The sequence below is a fragment of the Aquimarina latercula DSM 2041 genome, assembly GCF_000430645.1.
Lineage (GTDB): Bacteria > Bacteroidota > Bacteroidia > Flavobacteriales > Flavobacteriaceae > Aquimarina > Aquimarina latercula.
In genome coordinates this window covers 1,124,499-1,137,416 of record NZ_KE387185.1, presented here as the reverse complement: position 1 = coordinate 1,137,416, position 12,918 = coordinate 1,124,499, and the positions used below count along the sequence as shown (strand labels likewise).

General features: G+C 32.8%; 12 protein-coding genes. 3 read left to right on the top strand and 9 right to left on the bottom strand.

Annotated features, from left to right (window positions below; translation table 11 throughout):
* Positions 1 to 197: 197 nt before the first annotated feature.
* From H526_RS0122940 to H526_RS0122930, 3 genes are all read left to right on the top strand, one after another.
* Entirely contained in the window at positions 198 to 479 is a 282-nt protein-coding gene (locus H526_RS0122940) for a hypothetical protein (RefSeq protein WP_025740796.1), read from the top strand.
* A 248-nt stretch (positions 480 to 727) separates the two neighbouring features.
* A complete protein-coding gene (locus H526_RS31210; protein WP_051336292.1) occupies positions 728 to 1,678 on the top strand; it encodes a BT4734/BF3469 family protein in 951 nt (316 codons plus the stop codon).
* Positions 1,665 to 3,476, top strand: a complete 1,812-nt coding sequence (locus tag H526_RS0122930) for a DUF3987 domain-containing protein (RefSeq protein ID WP_025740799.1) — start codon at positions 1,665 to 1,667, stop codon at positions 3,474 to 3,476. The genes H526_RS31210 and H526_RS0122930 overlap by 14 nt, the downstream gene beginning before the upstream one ends.
* A 1,899-nt stretch (positions 3,477 to 5,375) precedes the next feature.
* On the opposite strand, the gene H526_RS32685 is transcribed toward H526_RS0122930, so the two are convergent.
* From H526_RS32685 to H526_RS29895, 9 genes are read right to left on the bottom strand one after another with little or no spacing between them, the layout of a single operon-like run.
* Positions 5,376 to 5,588 carry a hypothetical protein gene (locus tag H526_RS32685; protein WP_394332003.1) on the bottom strand — a complete coding sequence of 71 codons (213 nt, stop codon included), beginning with the start codon at positions 5,586 to 5,588 and terminating at the stop codon, positions 5,376 to 5,378.
* A gap of 12 nt (positions 5,589 to 5,600) precedes the next feature.
* The gene (locus tag H526_RS0122920; RefSeq protein WP_025740801.1) at positions 5,601 to 5,915 is read right to left on the bottom strand and encodes a hypothetical protein; all 315 of its coding nucleotides are present in this window, start codon (positions 5,913 to 5,915) and stop codon (positions 5,601 to 5,603) included.
* Positions 5,916 to 5,966: 51 nt separating this feature from the next.
* Positions 5,967 to 6,734 (bottom strand): hypothetical protein, encoded by a 768-nt coding sequence (locus H526_RS0122910; protein WP_025740802.1) that lies wholly within the window; start codon positions 6,732 to 6,734, stop codon positions 5,967 to 5,969.
* Positions 6,735 to 6,782: 48 nt separating this feature from the next.
* Positions 6,783 to 7,412 (bottom strand): hypothetical protein, encoded by a 630-nt coding sequence (locus tag H526_RS0122905; RefSeq protein WP_152537362.1) that lies wholly within the window; start codon positions 7,410 to 7,412, stop codon positions 6,783 to 6,785.
* 14 nt (positions 7,413 to 7,426) lie between these two features.
* Entirely contained in the window at positions 7,427 to 10,015 is a 2,589-nt protein-coding gene (locus H526_RS0122900) for a LysM peptidoglycan-binding domain-containing protein (RefSeq protein WP_025740805.1), read from the bottom strand.
* Between the two features lie 31 nt (positions 10,016 to 10,046).
* A complete protein-coding gene (locus H526_RS0122895) occupies positions 10,047 to 10,637 on the bottom strand; it encodes a CHAP domain-containing protein (RefSeq protein WP_025740806.1) in 591 nt (196 codons plus the stop codon).
* Positions 10,634 to 11,164: a hypothetical protein gene (locus H526_RS0122890; protein WP_025740808.1), complete on the bottom strand. Its 531-nt coding sequence runs from the start codon at positions 11,162 to 11,164 to the stop codon at positions 10,634 to 10,636. The genes H526_RS0122895 and H526_RS0122890 overlap by 4 nt, the downstream gene beginning before the upstream one ends.
* Positions 11,161 to 12,480: a hypothetical protein gene (locus H526_RS0122885; protein WP_025740810.1), complete on the bottom strand. Its 1,320-nt coding sequence runs from the start codon at positions 12,478 to 12,480 to the stop codon at positions 11,161 to 11,163. Before H526_RS0122885 ends, H526_RS0122890 begins: the two co-directional genes overlap by 4 nt.
* The gene (locus H526_RS29895) at positions 12,477 to 12,917 is read right to left on the bottom strand and encodes a DUF4280 domain-containing protein (protein WP_025740811.1); all 441 of its coding nucleotides are present in this window, start codon (positions 12,915 to 12,917) and stop codon (positions 12,477 to 12,479) included. Before H526_RS29895 ends, H526_RS0122885 begins: the two co-directional genes overlap by 4 nt.
* Position 12,918 lies beyond the last annotated feature (1 nt).

The following is a 12,918-nucleotide window of genomic DNA, read 5'->3' as shown; positions in this document are numbered from 1 at the left end:
TAAAAATACTTTACATTTGTTGAAGAAATTTTCTTGCAAGAAGAAAAATATGTTCTTAAAAAGACAAATTTTTGTTTGGAATACAGGTTTTATAATCAAATTGGGGATGGTTTTATAACAGAATTTCTGAATCCCTGTATTTTCTATAAATTATTTGTCAATATAATTGGTTTACATAAATATAAAAATTAAAACTTATGAAAGACTATAAGTATTGTATTAAGGAAAAATTGGCAGAGCTACCTGTAGCAAAATACAGGGCTACTAAAGAAAAGATCATCATGGGGTTAAAAAAAACAGCAAGGACTTTTAATCGCTATTGTAATTTACTGGCAGATGACCACGCAGATATCCCTGCTCAGGATCTAGATATGATTGCATCTCATTTGGAATGTACTGCGGATGAACTGAAAAACTATAAAGTAAACAAATCTACAGTTATGTATAAAATTAAGCGGAGATCGAGAAAAGTGGTATAATCTTTATACACTTCTATTTTTTGACATACAGCGTATGTATGCCTACCTATTGCGCTGTTATTGATCTACTATGCATACTACCATTTCTATTAAAGAAATTCTAGTAGTATTTCACATCACCATCACTATTAACTTACTAAAGCACTCTAATAGAGCGTATTCCTATTTCTTGTTAAACAAGTGCCGGGTATGTATTGTCTTTTTTGAATGTATTTTAAAAAGAGCTAAGATCACTTAAAAGGTTACTTATGATTACCAAACAACATATTTTAAAGAAAACCCATTACGGGCTAAAGATATTTGCCTATATCTTACAACAATATTATCCAAAAGAAACAGTACTTCGAGTAAGTGGAAACAAATGCAAACCAACCTACAATCCTTTTGCTGTTCATCATAGAAAAAGCTTACAAATAACAGTAATAAATAATACTGCTGTTTATCAGGGTTTGGAAAACAAAGATTTCAACGGCGATGTATTTGATTTTGCACAGCTATATTTTAAAGAAGACACTGAAACAGAACTGTTAATTAAGATCAATGACATTATGCACTTGAATTTAGAAACAAAACGATCCACCTATGAACTTAGACAAGAAGATATTCAGAATTTTCTGGATGGTATACCAGATACCGAATGGGAACCACGGTTTAGTTATTTTTCTAAAAACCTGTATAATCTTGCTCCCACAAAAACTATTGGTTTATTAGAGGTCTACCAGATGCTTACGAACACCTCCCGTAAGCATCATACTGCACATTTACGCAAACTCTCTTCAGAAAAAGAACAAAAAGACTACAAGAAAAAACATTTTGACTATGTAACTTTTTCTGGAGTGTTTACAAAACGAAACAACAATTGCCTTCGTACACATTCTAAACTGTTAACGATCGATATTGATGGAATCCCAAACAAACAGGAATTAACAGATATTAGAAAGACGCTACTAAAAGACCCTTGTCTTCCTTCTCAACTGTTATTTATATCCCCCAGGGGAAATGGTCTGAAATGGATTATTAAAATCTCATTGGATGAATTTTCACATACTGAATACTTTCGGTCAGTAATAAACTATCTAAAGGAAACCTATAACATCCAGGTGGATGCATCCGGAAGTGACATAAGCAGGGGATGTCTTTTACCATATGACCCTGATCCTTATATCCATCCAAAATACAAAGCTGATGCCAAAATTTGATCCACAAAAATATTTAAAAAAAACACCTGATCGTCAGGATGAAAAAACGAATACATCAAAAACACAAACAAACCCACTATCGCATGATGACTATAACAAAGTAAAAGAAGTAGTCTCTCAATTAGAAACTTTGGGAATTGATATTACTGCAAGTTATGACAACTGGATTAAAATTGGATTTGCCTTTGCAGATGCTTTTGGAAGTATGGGAGAAGCACTTTTTCATAGTGTGAGTAGTAATTATCCAGAGTATGATGCAGAAAGTTGCAGAAAACAATACCAAAAATGTTTAGATAGTACAAATTCAGGAGCTACCTTAGGTACATTTTTTCATTTGGCAAAAGAAGCTGGGGTAACTCCTTCATCACACAAACAAAAGGTGTATACATTAGCCACATCTCAAAGGGCTTCGGTAGCGCAGGAAGAACCGGAAGAAGAGCAAATAACACAAGAACAAGAACCTTCTTTACCCGTCATACCTTCGTCCGTTTACAAGCTATTGCCCAAATTTTTAGAAGAAGTAACCAAATGTGCAGCAAGGGATCAGGAACGGGATTTATTGTTGTTGGGAAGCCTAACAGTAATGAGCAGCTGCTTACCAAACGTATACGGGATGTATGATCAAAATATTGTATATCCTAATCTATTCCTATTTGTTACTGCCCCAGCTTCTTCTGGAAAAGGAAGAATCAATCTTTGCAGAAAATTAGTGTATCCCATTCATAAACAAAAAAGGGACGCTACAAATTCTCAAAAAGTGCAATACGAAGTAGAACTGTCCGAATACTACGATCTCAAGAAAACCCAAAAAGGAAGTACACCTCAAAAACCGGAAGAGCCCAGAGATCAAATGTTGTTTCTTCCGGCTAATAACAGTGCAACAGGAGCTTTTGAACTATTGGCAAATAACGATGGTAAAGGACTGATCTTTGAAACTGAAGGAGACACCCTTGCGCAAGCCTTTAAAAGCGAACACGGCAATTATAGTGATGGATTTAGAAAAGCCTTCCACCACGAAGAAATTAGTTACTATAGGCGTACAGCAAGTGAATATGTAGATATTAAAAGTCCTCAGTTATCCGCTGTACTTTCTGGCACACCAGATCAAGTATTGTCTTTAATGCCGGATTCAGAAAATGGACTATTCAGTAGGTTTATATTTTACAAAATGCAACGGCAAAAACAATGGAAAAATGTATTTGCCAATACCAGCAAGGAATCACTGGATAGCATCTTTGATGAGCTGGGCGATCAATATTTGAAATATTACCAAATACTGGAAGGTTTTGGCAGTGGAATAAAGATTAATTTACGAGAGCACCAAATTGAACAGTTCAATGCTTTCTTTAGCAAAGAATATGACAAATTCCTGTTTTTACAAAAAACAGGTTTAGAAGCTTCCTTGTTTCGATTAGGGCTTATCTGCTATCGTATGGCAATGATCTTTACTATTATTCGATCATTGGAAAACAACTCACTTACTAATATTTTACATTGCCAGGATATCGATATGGAAAACGCTATTACCATTGTGGAAAGTTTGCTTAACCACACTCAAATAGTATATCGATACTTACCAGAAAAGAAACAAACATTACCAAAAATCAAAAACCTGAAAGAAAGTTTTTTAGATGAATTAACTACCTCTTTTTCTACTCAGAAGTACAAGAGTATAGCTAATAAGCTTAAAATACCGGAAAAGACTTCAGAACGCTACATAAAGCAGTTTGTTGAAAAAGGATATCTACAGCGTATTGGTCACGGGCAGTATCTTCACGGACTGAAAAAAGAAGGTTAAACTTGTATAAAGAAATTTTAGAAAACCTTAAAAACCTCAAAATAGACTAGTGAGGTTTTTAAGGTTTTTGAGGTTTTGAGTGTAACGAAGCTTATTTCTTTCAAGTATTTAGCTGTAAGATCCTACAAAAGGAGTAAAACCTCAATAACCTCAAATCCCACAGTTCCTTTTTTTGAGGTTTTGATCTTTACGGACACACCAATCAAATTATCAAAACTTAAGTCAATTCAAATTAATATACGTGTAGCTACATTATCATACTTGTAATATGCGTTGTATGGGTATGTATTAATTTATGTTAGGTATAAAATCAAGTCGGATAAGGATCATTAAACAAACAGAAGTTTAAGGGTAAGAAGCTTTTATTTATCTCCTTACGCGTACCTATATTGAATTAAAAATAAACACCCCAATCGGGATGTGTATTTCTACAAAATATGCATCCCGATTACAATTTATTTTTCAGCGATGTTTTTTAACTCAGGATACACATCCCGATTGAGAATTTAGTCTAAAATTGGAAAAGTTAATAAAAATTGGATGTTTAACGGTTTTTGGGATCAGTATTTCTATAAAATACACATCCCGATCAAGCACAGAATACACATCCCGATCGAGGTTTGTATTTTGGATAAATACAGACCCCGATTTACGCTTAATTATTTTAAAGTTTTATGAGAATTATTTCGCTACACTTCGTACCCCTTTTTAATATTTCCAAATTGATTATAATTTATCTTTTTTCAAATGGTAATGACCAAGTATTTCCTATAAGGATGACACGCAACTTTTTACTATAGCAATGACCAAGTATTTCCTATAGGGATGACACGTAACTTTTTACTATAACAATGACCAAGTATTTCCTATAGGGATGACACGCAACTTTTTACTATAACAATGACTAAGTATTTCCTATAGGAATGACACGCAACTTTTTACTATAACAATGACTAAGTATTTCCTATAGGGATGGCACATAACTTTTTACTATAGCAATGACTAAGTATTTCCTACAGCAGTGAGTTACAACTTTTCCCTATAGGAGTGAGCTACAACTTTTCCCTATAGGGAAAAGTTTCATTACGGTAATATCATAAACTAGAAAATTACTTGCAATATCCCACAAACTAAAAGCGAGCAAAAGCGACTTTTTATGTATAAAAACAACACCTAAGAAATCTAACTTTTTGCAAAATTCAATAGATCTGATTTACAATAAATCTCAAACAAGAATTTAAAGCAATTAGACGCTTTAAATAAGCTCGATTACACAAACCTTCGCTTTAGCGACTAAACCCCTTAAAAACTCTTAAAAACAGGTTTAGGCGTAAACTAGGTTACATTTACCAACCATTGTTTTATGTTAACTTACTTTCTATAAATCAAGTGAATAATTACCTAGAATTTATCTGAAAATTATTTTACGTCCCTTTTTTACTACAGTTTTAGTGCAGTTAATTTATAGGGGGTATAAATTGGTAAGTTCTTCTAATAAAGGGAAGCGAAGGAATTTGTGTTTTTTAAAGAATACGTTTACACAACGATACGTTCCGTTTACAAACGTTTAGATATTCTTTTGATTTAGAGGAAAAATGTTTTAAAGGATTTTTGCAGCAGGTTATGTTGCTCCATTAAATGAAAGCATAATTGGATTACAATCTAAATAGATGAAAGTTCAATTTACTATCTTCATTTTTTTACTATTTTGTAATATAGAAACCGAAAAAGAATCCAGAATTTCGGTAATATACTCCTTATGATTGACAGTATCTGCATATTTTGATCTTAACATATATAATTTGCTTGGAGATTCATCATCTCTATCTTTGATATCCAAAAAACCTCCTGAAATATTATTTTCAAAAACACAATTATCAAAAATTAAGGTATCATTAGCTACCTTAAGAGTTGTTCCTTTTTTAAGTTATTATCCCTAAAGAAACAATTTTCAAAAACAATGTTACCACTTCGTTCAGAGCTAATGATATTTCCATTATACTCGGTGTTATTTTCAACCACTTTACAATCATAGAAATAACAATTGTTTGAATTTTTAAGAAAAATACCTTCTCTAGAGCAATTAGTCATTATAGTGTTTTCCACTATTATATTTTTTGAATTTTACAGTTCAATACCTGTCTGTCCACTTCCATTTAGAAGGCAAGAATTTACTTTAGAACCCTTACTTTCAGCAAAAGAAATTACAGGTGCACTGCAAGTATATTCTTCTGCATTATGATAAGATTCTATATTTTCTAATAGAATATTATAACAATTTTTAAATTCAATAACGCTAGAATGATCTTGATCTGTAGTAACTTTCACTTTGCCCAAGCCCATGATTGATAAGCTATTGACATCATATATAAAAAGTTGACTATTACTGTTCCTATTTTCATCGTTGGGCTCTTCAATAGATCTGATTTGATTATCCACAATTCCTTCTTCAGCTGTGCGTCTTCTGTAATCATTTACTGTAGATAAATTTTATTCTCCGGGTCTTAAATAAATTGTGGTATGATCATCAATACTATCTAGTAACTCCTGAACAGAAGAAATCACTATTACATTACGATCTTCGTTTTCAAGATCAAATCGTATTCCTAATTCTTCTGGGAGATTTTCCTTTGGATTAAAGTTTTCTAATTCTATTTCTTCTTTTGGAAGAAAGGTGAAATCTTTGTTTTCGTTATTGGTAAATATATCTTTATCCAGATACCATTTCTTATCTCTACGTTTGAATAATGCAGAACGTTTCCATTGATGCACAAGATTATGAGTGGTTTTAATTGAAAACCCTTCTTTAATAAATTCAACATCAATGGAATCACTTTGGATAGCAATATACGTGTTTCCCGTCTCTTTGATAAAGCCTGCGTCTTTGTATTTTATAAAAACATAACACTTTACATTAGAATCATCATTACCAACCAATATAACGGCATCTTCAGCTATTCCATTATTATCTAAATCTCCGTATTTAAGGAGTAAGATATTATTATAATTAAAATATGATTGTTGTTTGTACCAATCATTAAGTTCTGATTTACCAGAAGCAAGGGTTAAAATAGTTTGTAAATTTCCTGTGAGAGAATCATATAACTTGGCTTCAATTACTTGACTTTTATTTAAGACCTCGAGAGTTCTTAATTTACCGTTTTTGTAAAAGGATTTTTTTTCTAACCTTTTTGTGTCTTTTTCAACTGGTTCTGGATTAGTTGATGTTTTATCAGTTTTACAGCTTATAAAAAACAATAGACAACTTAGAAAAATAGTAAAAAGAATCCTTTCATTTAGAGATTTTTAAAAATCTTCATTGATTACTGTAATATTCGATAAATCATTAATTTCTTCAAACTTGCCTGTCTTACGATTGACTCGCCATACCTTATAAACTTTGGTCATTATTCCTGCCTCTTCATACTCAGCTAAAGCTAGTAACTCTGGTGCTCTCTCATTATTCACTAAAACATCTGAAAAAATATCAATATCTTTATTAGGAAACTTCTTAAATATATCAGTTTCTTTATCTACTTCTAATACATCAACAATTTTACAAGGAGAACTTTTATCTTCATATGACTGTTTTAATATTAGGTATGTACTGTAGTTTTTTTCTTCTCCTTTTTTCCCACTAATTCTAGTAATACCAAACGTTTTTCCATCTACAATATGTTCATTATTAAAAGTACTTCCAATTAAAAAACCACCAGGTATATAATAACCCTCAGACCTAGCTAAATTATGTGCATCATCACACCTTTGACCAACAAGCTTTTCTCTTAGAGTTTTAGCTTTTTGTTGCCCTAGTGTCTGCGGGATAATCGAATCTATTGCTTCAGAATCAGCTAAATTATTTATTGTTTGCTTATTGTCCGTTTTACAACTACTTGTAAGAAAAATAAATACTATATATGTTAAATAATATTTCATAATATCAAGAATTATTACCATTTACTACTAGGTGTTACACCATCTTGTTTTTTACTAGTTTCAGTACCACTTATATCGAGATTAATATAATCTTTAAATTTTTCATAGGGTTGCACTCCTTTCCATTTGATATACGTATTATAATGCAAATGATTCCTCTTTTTACCTTGATAGGAGTTTCCTGTAGAACCTGTATACCCAATGATTTGACCTTTCTTTACCTTTACGTAATTATCAGCTTCAAATTGATTAGTTATAGAAGATATTAAACCCACATCAATTTCGTTATTATCAATCTTTAAGATACCATTGCTATAATGTATCTTAAACACCTCTTGTTTACCTGTTATTGGGTCTATTATAATTGTATCTGGGTCTTTCCATTCTTTTGAGGATAGAAAATCTTTATAATTTAACCAACCGTGATTAGGTAGAATAGTCTTTTTCTTTTTGTTATAAAAACGAAAACGAGTTTTTTCAAACTGCATTAGGTGTATATAATTAAAGCGGATGTGTTCTTCCTTATACTGTCCTTCTAATTTTATTTTAAACCCAGAAGAAGATTTTGTGATTTGATGCATAGTAATTTTACCTTCTACAGATGCATATACTGGTGTGCCCACAGGTGCATAAATGTCTAATCCATTATGTTCACCGCTACCACGCTGTGGTTTTCCGTATTTTTTAGCTTCATCACTTAATAAGTGGTCTACATCTTTATGTAATTTCATAGATGCATAAGGATTCCACCCCAATATTTTAGAGTCTTTATTGGTTTCAGATTGGCTATTATACCATCCACGTACTTGTGGATTAAGAATAGGTTCGTGCCAATCTCCATGATCTCCTGTATTTACAGATACTTCTAAAGCACCAGTCTTTTTTAAGAAAGGTTGATCAAAATCTAATTGATCACCTTCGCAGGTTACTTGTAGCCATAGATACGTACTTTTAGCTGGGATTTTTTCTATAACTTGTTCGTATCGCTCTGGATTAGTAATTAATCTATAATCAAAAGATGTCATATGTACACTTTGATCTAGTTCGCAATCATGATAAGCGTTTTCAACTTCTTTTTCCTGTGGACTTAGTTTTTCTTTCCAATCATCTTTGGCTTTATCTTCTTTTCTATGTAAAACTACTTCTACTTGAGCTTTTCCATCATTTACCGTAGCTTCTATCTCTGTTTTTTCTGATTCTTTAACTAGTAGCGAAATAGGGGTATCTTTTTCAGAGATCAATAAAGGTTTTTTCTCAAAAACTTTAAAAGTCACAGTTTTACCTTCTAAATTTTGAGCTTCTGCTGTTAGATAAACTTTACTGCCTAAATACGCAGCATCAATTTTTTGGTAATAGATGATGGTTTTTGTGTCTTTTTCTTTTCCCTTTGGTTTCTCCTCTTCTTTTTTTACTGGTATAGTAAGTATTGTTTTTTTAGGAATAAGCTTTGTCCATACAGTATCCGGATTGGCTTTCATAATTTGAGTATAGGGTACTCTCGTTTTTTTAGCAATTTTAGCTAAATCATCTCCTTTTACTACGGTATATTCCGTTGGTTCTTTAGGTGTTTCTTTTTTAGGTTTTGGTTTAGGCTTTTCCTCTCCCTTTTGCACTTCCTTCTTCCGTTCTTCAGCAAAGTATGCAGTAATGATCTTTTCATCTGGATTAAGATCAAGATAGGTAGCGTATTTGTCTTTACAGTTTTCTATGGGTTCACCACTATTAACCACCACATATAAATCCAATCCGGGTTTATTTTCATCTTTTTGTTGTAGTCCATACTCCGTTTTCTTTTTTACAGGAAACTGTTTTAACGTCTTACGACCAGTAATTTTGATACTATTAGCTCCCCAATCCAGTTTATCATCTTCGCCTCCTTTATCATAGTCTAAAACATCAAGATTAAGGTCTTTACCATCTAACCCTAACGTCTCAACTTGTAAAAAGACATCTTGATCGTAGCCCGTGTACTTTATCTTTTGTTCTTTGGCATTTACCCAATTGATGGATAATACTTCTGGTTTGGCAATGACAGCAGTATCTACCTGACAAGGTTTATGAAATGAATTCATTCCAATATGTGCTTCAACTTTGACTTTTTTACCGTCTAACCATTTAGAAAATTTAATTTCAAGCTTATCCTCTGTGGGAGTAATCTTAGAGTATAAAATAAATTCTTTATTTTTCTTGTTGCCGTTATAGATATCAATAGTTCTTTCTTCTTTATCAGTTTTATCTATACCAAGTATCCGGATGCGGTTTTCTTTTTTACCATCAATATAAACACTCCATCGAATTTTCTTTTTATAGGCTTCATCGGGAGTCCCTCCATCATATGTTGCTATGGAATAGGTGGCAATTTCTCCTGCTTTAATTTCTTTTGGTCCTGTAACGCTAGCAACTACTATTTTTTCTTTTGATTTTAATCCAGGCTTATCAACAGCATTGGTAACAAACGTATTAAAGTTAGGAGCTACGCCACGATCATTTTTTCTGTCTTGCATACGTTGATATCGCTCCGCAAATTTAGATTTCATCACAGCCTTATTTTTCTGGACGGCTTCACTTTCGTAATTGCTTATTTTTTCCGCTTCTTGACTCATTCCTTTGTTACATTTTTTAACATTCTATTTGCTATCTATCTAACGTCAACCATCCTAAAACACGATCATTATCAATATAGTATTTTTTTTCTTCATATTTTAATCCTAATCGCTCTCTGCTTTCTCCAAAAGGTCCCGGATTTTGTTGGATTATGGTAACGCTATCTTTAGTTACTTCTGCAATGATCGTTACATGTCCATATGAATTCCAGAAACTTCTACTAAAAACAACAATGTCATTAACCTTTGGTTCTACAGAAGCTCCATTATGATATTGCAATAAATCCCTTTGCTTGTTTAAAGCACCGTTTTTTAATGCAGTATTAAAAAAGTCTTTTGCATTACCATAGGTATCTGGCATTTTATGATCTAAGTGTTCATAATAATATCTTTTCACAAACTCAACACATTGGTAGTTAATCCCTAAGTTATATCCATCTGGAGCAAGGTTTCTTCCTTCAGTATGTGATACTCCTCCATTATAATACACCTTTACATGATTGAGACTATCGATCACTTGTCCCACTTGATACTTGGTGTTAAAGTTCACTTTTTTGACCATCTTAATACCTAGAAATATCAAAACTAAAACCCCAAATACTATTAGTATTTTATACTTCATTCTAAGGGTATTATTTGATATGGCTTACTTTCGGCTATAGAAAACCAATCGATTTTTATAGTTACCTTATCTTGCTTTAGAAAGGGGTATCCTTTTTTACCTGTATCAGCATAAAACCAATATGCTGCATCTTCATCACTAAACCTAAACTCTAGATTCTTATACAAACTAGCTTGATCCTTATCGGTATAACATAGGTTTTTAAGAATAATCTTGTTTTTATACTTGCCAGAAAACAAAAGCTTTCCCTCTGGGTTGCTTATCGTATCTTTTTTGTCAATGATTTCTAATTTACCACTAAAGTTAACAAGAGGGTATGTATAGGAGAACTTAATAGTAAGATCCTTACTTTGCTGCTGTGTAGCATTGCAATCAGAAGCTTGTACATTTTGATATGCTAAGTGTTCATCTTTATGAATCTCAAATTCCGGATTAAAAGTCATCTCTGTAAAAAGTGAAGACAAAAGCCAAAGTACAACAGCGAAAATTCCGGTTATTAGCCCTATTATTTTTATCTTTTTTTTCATTGTGCTACAGGTTCTGCATCTTTAGTAAACAAATATAAATTTCTTGGTAAACCATCAGGAGTGTATCCTGCCTTTACCGGGCCATAAGCTCCTTGGGGATTCCATATCACTTCATCCCAGCCTCCTGATGATCTATAAGCCCTAACCCAATCTTTTGGATTTAGTGGATTATGAGCATCTTCGTCTTCATAATATTCATATTGAGCTTTATAAATTTCATCGCCATTATCTTTCCAGGTATCTGCATAATTTGATCGTACAAGGTAGGTATATACTTTAATATCCAAATGATTCGCAATGTCTTGTGCAAGACTTTCTTGAGGTTTTGCTTGTTCAAAAGGTGTAGGTACTTCTTCAATTCTTATGGCTTTGGCAATGAGACCAGAGTTCTTATCATCGTAGAAACGTTGCGCTTCAGCTCTTGTTTCAAAAAACTTGGTTGTAGTAATTAAGGATCTTGGATTTATAGGATAGTACTCCACATTATAGCCAGGACCAACAAACGATCTTGCTGTACTATTATTTCCAGATCGACAAGCAAAAGAATATAACTCCGCATCAGCAGCAAAAGCTTCTTTTTGTAATAGAGGAACATGGGTTTTGTTAAACTCTTGGTCTACATTATTTATTTCCACGGGTACTATTGGCCAACCTAATCCAAAAGTAAAGCGACTTGGCATACCATGAGAGAAAATTTTAAGTGTCCCTATCTGTACAATATCATTATCGTCATTAGGAAGTTCCCTATCATTTATACTCGCATCAATAGTTTTGGTATTGATATAATCAATCATTTTCTGACGGGTGTCAATTTCTATAATATCAGTCTTATCATTAAAATTTAAAATTGCTTCTTTAAATGCACCAATTTGTTCACTAGAGTAATCGTCAGGATAATACAAAACGGTAAGGTATTTTTGATCTGGATAATTTACCTTTACTTCTCTAACGGTTTGCGCCATAAACATTAGTTTGTTACCAAATGTTTCGGATTCTTTTTCTGTTCCTGTAATGAGAAGAATTTCTTTTGCTAAAACCGGTGTAAGTACTTGAATTATGACACTAACTGATGGATCAGGCTCTTCTAAAAAAGGCATGACATACACCTTTTCTCCAGCTAGGTTCTTGTCAAATGATATTTTTTTTGAAACATTACCCTGATCATCTATATATCCTTGCTTTTCGAAGTACTGTATTTCTCCTCCTTCTTTTTTCCAAGCCCATTCTACTTTTTCTTTATCTGCATTACTTAAGTCTTTATTAAACTCAGCAACACTAAAAACGTACTCTTTACCAATTATCACTTCTTTACTCATTCTCCTTCTTTATTTTCTTCAACAATAAAAGGACCATGTACTCCAACGACTAATTTTGCTTCTTCTAGAGGAGCGAGTGGTGGAATATTTGTTGGTGTATCTTTTTGCGCAGGATCTTCTATGGTAATAGGTATCCCACCTGTAGCGCACATTATTGTAGAACTTTCCAGTAATGCTTTTTTTCCATCAATGGTAATTCCTATAGCAGTATTTTGCCATTGAACCGGTGCGATTACTCCTGCACAAGGAGGAGGATTGTTACTGAATTTTGTGCAGTTACCTTGGAACATTAGGTTTGGTTTTCCCTTATCCGCTTCAGTAGCCCATAGCTTATCCTGTAACTTAATTTGATTAGAGGTAACCACTAGTTTTCCCTCTGGTTTGGTACACAATGAGCATTTAATCTTAGCTCCGTCAATTACATATTTTTCTGCCATA